Source organism: Psychromonas sp. Urea-02u-13, assembly GCF_002835995.1.
GTDB lineage: Bacteria > Pseudomonadota > Gammaproteobacteria > Enterobacterales > Psychromonadaceae > Psychromonas.
Genome location: NZ_PJBZ01000122.1, coordinates 1 through 9,294, shown reverse-complemented (window position 1 = coordinate 9,294; position 9,294 = coordinate 1). Strand labels below are relative to the sequence as shown.

9 protein-coding genes are annotated in these 9,294 nt (G+C 38.5%); 8 read left to right on the top strand and 1 reads right to left on the bottom strand.

Annotated features, from left to right (window positions below; genetic code table 11):
- Positions 1–1,076 precede the first annotated feature (1,076 nt).
- The 6 genes from htpG to CXF74_RS19850 all read left to right on the top strand — a co-directional run bounded on the left by htpG (position 1,077) and on the right by CXF74_RS19850 (position 6,473).
- Entirely contained in the window at positions 1,077–2,981 is a 1,905-nt protein-coding gene (gene htpG / locus CXF74_RS19875) for a molecular chaperone HtpG (RefSeq protein ID WP_101084265.1), read from the top strand.
- Between the two features lie 120 nt (positions 2,982–3,101).
- Positions 3,102–3,746, top strand: a complete 645-nt coding sequence (adk, locus tag CXF74_RS19870) for an adenylate kinase (RefSeq protein WP_101084264.1) — start codon at positions 3,102–3,104, stop codon at positions 3,744–3,746.
- 311 nt (positions 3,747–4,057) lie between these two features.
- On the top strand, positions 4,058–5,020 hold the full coding sequence (hemH, locus tag CXF74_RS19865) for a ferrochelatase (RefSeq protein ID WP_101084263.1): 963 nt from the start codon (positions 4,058–4,060) through the stop codon (positions 5,018–5,020).
- Positions 5,020–5,520 carry an NlpC/P60 family protein gene (locus CXF74_RS19860; protein WP_101084262.1) on the top strand — a complete coding sequence of 167 codons (501 nt, stop codon included), beginning with the start codon at positions 5,020–5,022 and terminating at the stop codon, positions 5,518–5,520. The genes hemH and CXF74_RS19860 overlap by 1 nt, the downstream gene beginning before the upstream one ends.
- 13 nt (positions 5,521–5,533) lie before the next feature.
- On the top strand, positions 5,534–6,130 hold the full coding sequence (locus tag CXF74_RS19855) for a LysE family translocator (RefSeq protein WP_101084261.1): 597 nt from the start codon (positions 5,534–5,536) through the stop codon (positions 6,128–6,130).
- Between the two features lie 142 nt (positions 6,131–6,272).
- Positions 6,273–6,473, top strand: a complete 201-nt coding sequence (locus tag CXF74_RS19850; protein ID WP_157822471.1) for an EAL domain-containing protein — start codon at positions 6,273–6,275, stop codon at positions 6,471–6,473.
- Positions 6,474–6,516: 43 nt separating this feature from the next.
- Here CXF74_RS19850 and CXF74_RS19845 read toward each other — a convergent pair whose 3' ends face one another.
- Entirely contained in the window at positions 6,517–7,647 is a 1,131-nt protein-coding gene (locus tag CXF74_RS19845) for a cupin domain-containing protein (RefSeq protein WP_101084259.1), read from the bottom strand.
- Between the two features lie 255 nt (positions 7,648–7,902).
- On the opposite strand from CXF74_RS19845, the gene CXF74_RS19840 reads away from it, so the two are divergent.
- The gene (locus CXF74_RS19840) at positions 7,903–8,253 is read left to right on the top strand and encodes a helix-turn-helix domain-containing protein (protein ID WP_198552934.1); all 351 of its coding nucleotides are present in this window, start codon (positions 7,903–7,905) and stop codon (positions 8,251–8,253) included.
- Positions 8,254–8,594: 341 nt separating this feature from the next.
- Positions 8,595–9,294, top strand: a 700-nt coding sequence (locus CXF74_RS19835; RefSeq protein ID WP_157822470.1) for a hypothetical protein, incomplete at its 3' end; no start/stop codon positions are given.

Genomic DNA, 9,294 nt, shown 5'->3' with positions numbered 1-9,294 from the left:
GCACCAAGCTAGCAACCAAATCCAGATAAACCCCAATCTTCGAAAGAAGGTTGGGGTTTTTTCGTTATTAGACGCTTTAAAAGCGATGACCTGCTCGAACATGGGATAATAAAAGCATGCCGAAGGCATTTCCTTATGTGTGAGAATATCGCGTCAGCGATGGTTCATGAGCAATGTTCACCCATCGCCAGCGTATCAAGAATACCAAGCTAGCAACCAAATCCAGATAAACCCCAATCTTCGAAAGAAGGTTGGGGTTTTTTCGTTATTAGGTGCTTTGACGACGATGACCTGCTCGAACATGGAAGGCAGAGAAGCATGCCAAAGGCATTTCCTTATGTGTGAGAATAGGGCGAATATCGCGTCAGCGATGGTTCATGAGCAATGTTCACCCATCGCCAGCGTATCAACGGCACCAAGCGAGCAATCAAATCCAGATAATCCCTGTTGAGTTGACTCACGTCGACAGGGATTTTTTCGTTTAGGGCGCTTTATACTTTGGCGCAATGAATAAACTTAACTCTTCTGTTTTTTTGGACAGAAAGAAATGATTAATAATCATTTCTGAGATATACCAAAGTGGCGAGCGGCCGATGCGTATAGTGATAGTAGGGCGAATTGTGCGACAGCACAGGTTTATGAGCAATGTCCACCCATCGCCAGCGTATCAATAATGCCAAGCAAGTAATAAAATCTGATAATCCCAATGACTCACGTAGAGAGTTTTTCTCATTTAGGTAATTTATTTATAGACTGTTATTCTTTTCCAAAGAAAATAAGGAAAATTACCGCTCGAGATAGTCGTGGGCGTTTGCCCGATTTCAAAATTTACGAACAATATTTACCCATCACCAAAACCCAATACATATAAAATCAATATTTTTAGCTTCATTTATAAGCGCACTATTCACCTGTGTACCTAAACCAAACCAATCTACCCCCCCACAAAACCATCCTCAACACTTCAAAACAAAAAATACTTTGTAACATTTGCACTTCTTACCTTGAAAAGGTCTTTCCTAACCCCATCTCTTTTATATTGTTTACTTATTACTATTCAAAGAGAAAGAGATATTATGGAACATCAACAAAATCATACTTTTAGTGCCGACACCGGTAAACTTCTTAAATTAATGATCCATTCTTTATATTCAAATAAAGAGATCTTCCTTCGTGAGCTTGTTTCTAATGCTGCCGATGCTGCTGACAAATTACGCTTTAAAGCGCTTTCTGACGGTACTCTTTTTGAAAATGATGCAGAATTACGTGTACGTTTAAGTTTCGATGAAGAAGCTAAAACCGTGACTATTAGCGATAATGGTATTGGTATGACACGCGATGAAGTCATCGAGCATTTAGGTACTATTGCAAAATCAGGTACAAGTGACTTCTTTGAGCAACTTTCTGGCGACCAAGTTAAAGATTCTCAGTTAATCGGTCAGTTTGGTGTTGGTTTCTACTCAGCATTTATTGTTGCAGATAGTGTGACTGTTAATACACGCAAAGCGGGCGAAGAAGCATCAACAGGTACATGTTGGCAGTCAGCGGGTGAAGCAGATTACACCGTTGCTGATATCGAAAAAGCAGAACGTGGTACTGAAATTATTCTACATCTTCGTGATGATGAAACTGAATTCTTAAACGATTACAAATTACGTACTATCGTTTCTAAATACTCAGACCATATCAGCATTCCTGTTGAAATGTTTTCTGAAGAAGTCGCTGAAGTTGTTAATGAAGATGCTGACAATACACCTGCTGTGCCTGCACACTGGGAATCAATCAACAAAGCAACGGCACTTTGGAGCTGTTCTAAATCTGAACTTAAAGATGAAGAATACCAAGAGTTCTACAAGCATATTGCTAACGACTTTGAAAACCCATTAACGTGGAGCCACAACAAAGTTGAAGGTGAGCAAGAATACACAAGTCTTCTATATATCCCTAAACGTGCACCGTTTGATATGTGGAACCGTGAAAAAGCACATGGCCTAAAATTATACGTTCAACGTGTATTTATCATGGATGATGCAGAGCAGTTCATGCCAACTTACCTACGTTTTGTGAAAGGTGTTTTAGATTCAAACGACCTACCACTAAACGTATCACGTGAAATTTTACAAGATACACGCACAACAGGTAAATTACGTAGCGCATGTACTAAACGTGTTATCTCAATGCTGACTAAGTTTGCTAAAAAGAATGACGAAGAATACAACGTGTTCTGGAAAGAGTTTGGTCAAGTATTAAAAGAAGGCCCTGCTGAAGACGCAAGCAACAAAGAAAAAATTGCTAAGCTATTCCGTTTCTCTTCAACAGAAACAGACAACGCAGAACAAACTGTTTCTTTAGACGCTTACATCGGTCGCATGAAAGAAGAACAAGAAAAGATTTATTACATCACTGCTGATAGCTTCAATGCAGCTAAAAATAGCCCTCACTTAGAAATTCTTCGTGAAAAAGGCGTTGAAGTTTTATTATTAAGCGACCGTGTTGATGAATGGTTATTAAGCCACTTACCTGAATACGACGGTAAAGTATTCACGTCAGTAACACAGGGCGATTTAGACCTGGGTAAACTAGACAGCGAAGAAGACAAGAAAGAACAAGAGAAGCAAGAAACTGAATTTGCTAGTTTTGTTGGACGTGTTAAAACAGTATTAGGTGACAAAGTTAAAGACGTACGTATTACGCACCGTCTAACTTCTACACCATCTTGTATCGTTGCTGATAACGATGATATGAGCACTCAAATGTCGAAATTAATGGCGCAAATGGGACAACCTGTTCCTGAAAGCAAGCCTATTTTCGAACTTAACCCTGAGCATGTAATGGTGATTAAATTAGCTGATATGGCTGATGAAGAGTTATTTGCACAGTGGTCTGAGTTATTGCTTGAACAAGCGGTATTGTCTGAAAAAGGTAGTTTGGACGATCCGTCTGAATTTGTTAGCCGCATCAACAAATTACTTTTAGCTTAATCGCTCATAAATGAAACAAAGGCCAGCTTTATGCTGGCCTTTTTGGTTGTTGATATTGAGAAATTTACATTAAACGTGTAAATTTCTCGTTCACTTAAAAAACACAGAAGGAACGTAAGCATGCGCATTATCTTATTAGGTGCTCCAGGCGCTGGTAAAGGTACACAAGCTCAATTCATGATGGACAAATATGGCATCCCACAAATTTCTACGGGTGACATGTTACGTGCAGCAGCTAAAGCTGGTACTGAACTAGGTTTAAAAGCAAAAGAGTTAATGGACGCAGGACAACTTGTTTCTGATGAGTTAATTATTGGTTTAGTGAAAGAACGTATCGCACTTGAAGACTGTGCTAAAGGTTTCCTATTAGACGGCTTTCCTCGTACAATTCCACAAGCTGATGCAATGAAAGATGCGGGCGTTATTGTTGATTTCGTACTTGAATTTGATGTGCCAGACGAAGAAATCGTTAAGCGTATGGCTGGACGTCGTGTTCATTCTGGCTCTGGTCGTACTTACCACATCGTTTACAATCCACCAAAAGTGGAAGGTAAAGATGACGTAACTGGCGATGCTTTAACTATCCGCCCAGATGATGAAGAATCAACGGTTCGTAAACGTTTAGATATCTATCATACACAAACTGAACCGTTAGTTGCTTACTACAAGAATGAAGCAGAGCAAGGTAACGGCGCGCATCATAAATTTGATGGTACTAAAGCGGTTGATGTGATCAGCGCTGAGTTAGCTGTTATTCTTGGTTAATTAGTTAAGAATACGCAACGTTATTAAAAAGGAGCTTTATGCTCCTTTTTTTAATGCCATTATTAAAAACTCATTTTTCTCTACATTATTCCTTTTATCATTATTCCCTGCGCTTCATTACTTACTCTAATTAGAACGCGATTCATTTAATATCAGTGTGTTACTTAAATTTTAGCTAAAGTGCTTTTTGCGAAGTGAACTTTTTTGCATTTGTGTACGTAAGCACAATCAAGCGTCACCATTGATTATTTTTACATGGTATTATTACGTCGCTTTTTAAGCCTCCCTTTTTATTGGATAAATTAAATATTATGAAAAAAAACAAAGCGGTTTTATTGGTTAATTTAGGTACGCCAGAAAAAGATACAGTGCCAAGTGTTAAAGCCTTTTTGAAACAGTTTTTATCGGATAAACGTGTGGTTGATTTACCGCGCATACTTTGGCTACCTTTATTAAATTTGGTCATTCTTCCTTTCCGATCTAAAAAAGCCACTAAAGCTTACCAAAAAATTTGGACGCCAACGGGATCGCCTCTGCGCATTATCACCGAACGTTTGGTCAATAAGCTTGCTAAATCATTAGATCAAGATGAAATAACCTGTGATTTTGCGATGACTTACGGAAAACCGAGCATTGCCGAAACCATTAAGAAATTAGAAAAAAAGGGTGTCACAGAGTTAACCATTATTCCGTTATATCCACAGTTTTCAGTTTCAACAACGGCGCCGGTTTTTGATCAAGTCGCTGATTTATTTAAAAAGCAGATAAACTTCCCGGCCATTAATTTTAAACACGATTATCACGACCATGCTTTGTATATCGATGCATTATGCCAATCAATCAAAAAAACATGGGACGAAAAAGGAAAATCAGAAAAACTCATCTTCTCTTTTCATGGTATTCCTAAACGTTACGTGACTAAAGGCGACCCATACCAAAAACATTGTGAACGTACAACTGAGCTGGTGGTGAAACAACTTGGTTTAGCGGAATCTGAGTACCTGCTTGCTTATCAATCACGCTTTGGTAAAGAAGAATGGTTAACCCCTTATGTTGATCTTGAATTACAAGGGCTTGCTGAATCTGGTTGCACTTCGATTGATGTACTTTGTCCGGCTTTTGCGACCGATTGTTTAGAAACACTTGAAGAGATGGCTATCGAAAATGAATTATTATTTTTACAAGCAGGTGGTAAAACATTTAACTATATCCCGTGTTTAAATGACGATAATAGCCATGTGAAATTAATGGTGAGTTTGGCGTTTAACAAATAATGAAACTTATCATTATTACGCTAACTTGTTTTTTTTTAGGCGCTTGCTCGGTACCTTCCAAGCCGAGTTCATCGGCCAAATCGAGCAACAAAGCGCAGGTAAATAAAAGCCAAAGCATGAATGAAGAGCAGTTACTGTTTTACTTATTACGTAAAGAGTTCGCCTATTGGCAAGGTACACCTTATCAATTAGGCGGTAACAGTAAAAAGGGCATAGATTGCTCGGAATTTGTGAAAAATGTATACCGCGATGGGCTTAATTTCACTCTGCCACGCACCACTAAAACACAGGTTGAAAAAGGCTATCTTGTTTACAAAAATCAATTACAGGTAGGGGATTTAGTGTTTTTCAAAACCGGCTGGCGTACTCGCCATGTTGGGATCTATATCGGTAATAATGAATTTATTCACGCCTCTACGAGTAAAGGTGTGATCACATCAAAGCTCGATAATGTATATTGGAAAAAAAAGTACTGGCAAGCCAGACGAATTATAGATTAACAGGACACACTCCATGCTCTCTTTATACATCACTTACACTATCTCTATTGCGCTACTGATCTCTTCTCCTGGGCCGGTTATCGCATTAGTAATCTCTGATTCAAAACATGGTTGGCCGACCGGAACAATTTGGGGTGGGGCAATCTCCGCTATTTTGTTATTGGCTTGTTCATTATTAGTGATACATTTTGCATTAGTGATTGATGAGACATTGCTCGATTGGGGTAGAGTGGTGGGGGGCTTATATCTTGGTTATTTAGGTGTTTCAATATTACTGAGCAAGCAACAAGTCACAACAACGACATCACATCACCATGACTGTTTTTGGCGTACCATGAAAGTAGGACTTTCAAACCCTAAAGATATTCTCTTTTTTCTCGCGTTTTTACCTTCGTTCATTGTGACTGGGCAGTCTTTTATGGACCAATCGATGACTTTTTTAGCTATCTGGGTCGTGGTTGATATGCTGATCATGCTTGCCTATGCGGGTATTGCTAAGAAGTTACTGGTCTATTCTGCTTGTCAGAAAGTACTGTTTTATCTACCGGGAATATTCATGAGCTTGGTGGGCGGGATTTCGCTCTATTTAGGGGCTGTAAACCTACTTTAAACGTCTCAAAGTATGACCGTAAATTGATTGGAAGTTATTAAAGCAACTTATTCCCTTACTTGTATAAATGCTCATTTTCAAAGCTTAAAATCGAGCGGGCTTTTGTGAGTAGCATGGAAAGTATGCCGCCAATTGCTCTTTAGTGAAAGCGATTATAGCGATGGCACAAGCCTTAGATCTCGAAGTGGTCGTTGAGGGGATTGAAACCGATGTACAAGCAGACTTATTGCAAGCACTCGCCTGTGAATACGGACAAGGTTACCTGTTTAGTCGCCCAGTAACAGCAGAGCAGTTTGAGTTGTTATTACTAAAAGAGAATCGTGATATTAAATTGGTCGGTTAAAGTGTGTCGTTAGACACACTTATCGGCAGGCTAGGAATGAAAACTAGTTTGCGTACCAGTAACCCTTGTTGACCAATGAGGTAAACAAGGTTAGCGCATTTTGATCGTCATTAATTAGCGCTAACAATTCACTCGCGACTTCGTCTTGGTCACACAATAGCTGCCCAAGTTCACTACAGCCTTCAAAATCAAACTGTTTACCATTAATGAAAATTAATGAAGGTGTTTGCTCAAAGTACATTGCGCGTAATCCGCCCAATCTCATGAATTGTGCACCTTCGTTAAGCTCTTCAATAATTTCTTCGCCACTATGTGGTACTTCAGGTGGTGCAAGATCTAAGTCGTGTTTTGCTTCACTAAGCATTTTTCCCATTAATGGAATAATTTGCTCTGGCGTTGCGCAACTTGCCAACATCACGCGGTGTAACTCTTCTAATTCTTGGTTTTCTATTTGGCCTGGTTTTTCACGTACTTGCATTACTCTATCGGTATAACGTTCTGCATTTTCATTGGTATCAATTAAGTGATCGGCAAAACTGCTTAATAAATCGTTTTGATCCGGTGCACGGAAACCCACACTGTAATTCATTGAAGGCTCAATCGCATAACCTTCGTGCGGGTAACCCACTGGGATATATAAAATATCACCTGGCTCAAGCTCGACATCGATAATTGCGTCAAAGCTTTCACAATGCTTAAGTGCGCCGTGAGCTGCAAATTCTGTTAGTGCTTTTTTATCACCAACGCGCCAGTGGCGTTTGCCTAAACCTTGAATAATAAACACATCGTAATTGTCGATATGCGGACCCACGCCACCTTTTGGGGTTGAGTAGCTGATCATGAGGTCGTCGATACGCCAATTAGGAATAAAACGGAAAGGACGCACCAATTGTTGTGCTTCTTCATGCCAATTATCAACGGCTTGAATTAATAATGTCGCGCCATCAGCATCTAATTTTTCAAATGTTTCAAAGGGGCCACATTCAGCTTGCCACTGTTGTTTGTCATCACGGTAGACAAGGCGACTTTCAACTTCCTCTTCCATCGCAAGACCTGCAATTTCATCAGGCAGAATAGGGTCGATAAAATCGCTAAAACCTTGTTTGATCACGGTCGGTTTCTTTTGCCAATAAGTATCAAGAAAATGGTTTATTTCTAGGTTGAGTTCGTACATAGGAAGCCTCTGAAAGTAGATGTCTTTAGTATTGTAAGCGAAAAGAAAGAGAAGTTCAGCAATACTCTTTATCTATACTTTAGAATTGAAAATAGCACGGGTTGCGACTGAATAATATTGAGAGGATTATTTGGTGGGGTAAGTCGCTTTGGGGCACAAACCGCCTTAGAAAGAAATTGAACATTACCTGATGATTGATTCAATTTTATGCCTTATTATCTATCCTATATAGATCTAAAAACTACGAGGCTTCTAATGACTAAATCTAAACTTACATTACAAAATTTGCTTAATAAATGCGATGAAAGTATTCCTATGAGTAAAGAAGATAAGGAATGGGATAAAATGCAGCCCGTTGGAAAAGAATATGGTAATGAGGAAAAGAGAGTTACAAAATCAATAAAAACAGTAGAAGATAATGAACGAGCTTTAGCTCGTGTTGAAGTACTTTGGGAAGCTCTACCTAACTCACCAGAGGCTGACGAGTTAGATATTTTAGTGACATTGATTCATGCATTTGAAGAAGAAAATTATCCAATTGCTACGCCTGATCCAATTGAAGCAATTAGATTTCGTATGGAGCAACAAAAAAAGTGTTCTAAGTAAGATGGTCACTTATTTGTAAAGCTTCTAGCTCGCAAAGGGGCACAAAGCGACTTAGAAAAAATCATTAAGTCCCTAAAGTATAGTTCCTCAAACTCTCAATTTGACACTGTTATTTTATAGGTTTTAATCAAACCAGGCAGTCGAAAAAGCCAACATAGTGGTCGTTTACTTTATATTTTGTGCAATAAACGGTCATTCTAGTATCAATAACTGCCTGGTATGATTTTCTCCTCCTGAGATAAAATTTATAGAAATGCCTAGTTTATTAGACAGTCACAATATAACCTCACAACTGTAACTAAACAGGTGATTGATTTTTAAGTCTAATCAAAGGAAATGGTATGGACAACCAAGTTAAAAATAATTTCGAAAACAAAAATTTTTCTAGTTTAGAATATCTATCCAACGAAGAATCTTGGGCTGAAGATAATAATAACCTAGGTCTTTACTTTTTCTTATTAGAATTGAAACGTAAGGATCCCTCTGAGGTTTTCAATAAAATCCTAGATGTAAAGGAGGATCATGCTTCTTCATACAGCTACTTAGGTGACATAGCACGTAAACTATTTACGCGTCCGAATGAGCGTGAAATATCAACCTATTATTTCAAAGAAGCACTAAAACATGATGGTAGAGACTCGCATATATTGTGGAATTTATACGCTTTAACTAGAGACTCTTCGTATTTTCTAACTGCAATTAAAATAGACTATGAAGCAAAGAAGTTTGATCTCATTTCGCATAAGCTTCTCAACGCATATGCACCGAATTTGATTGAAGCAAAGTTTGATGAAATAGATTGGAAGGTGTTAAAAGGAATATGCCTTAACGAAAATGTGGAGCGTTATCACCAACTACTATTGATTTGCTGCTTCTATCTAGAAGAGTTTGAATACGGCATTAACGTCATGAATGAAAAGGAACAGGTCAGTAAATGTATTATTGATTTATACCTTGATAAAGGATGTATTGATTTTGAGTACGCAATTCAAAAATCACACTTCTTTCAACGTATCGATTATCTAGAAGGTGACTTTAATC